Annotated in this window: 1 protein-coding gene; it reads right to left on the bottom strand. The window is 59.1% G+C overall.

The window, feature by feature from the left end; translation table 11 throughout:
- Positions 1-188, bottom strand: a 188-nt coding sequence (locus tag O2S87_RS19460) for a transposase (RefSeq protein ID WP_475410272.1), incomplete at its 3' end; no start/stop codon positions are given.
- Positions 189-230 lie beyond the last annotated feature (42 nt).

Here is a 230-nt window from a genome sequence, read left to right as displayed (position 1 = left end):
CGAAGAATCTCAACGAAGAGGTGTTCGAACTCCTTGCGGTGGTTCTTGCGGAAGAGACTGATCGTGCGGAAGTCGGGCTGTTGATTCGCAGCAAGGTAGCGAAACGCGATGTCACGTTCGAGGAGACGGTCAAGCTTCCGGGAGCTGCGGATGCCGATACAGTAGCCGAAGACGAGGACTTTGAGCATCATCACGGGATGGAAGGACGGCCGCCCGCGGCCGTCCTCCCG

This window comes from Halohasta sp. A2 (assembly GCF_056175805.1).
This window is presented reverse-complemented; position numbering and strand designations above follow the sequence as displayed.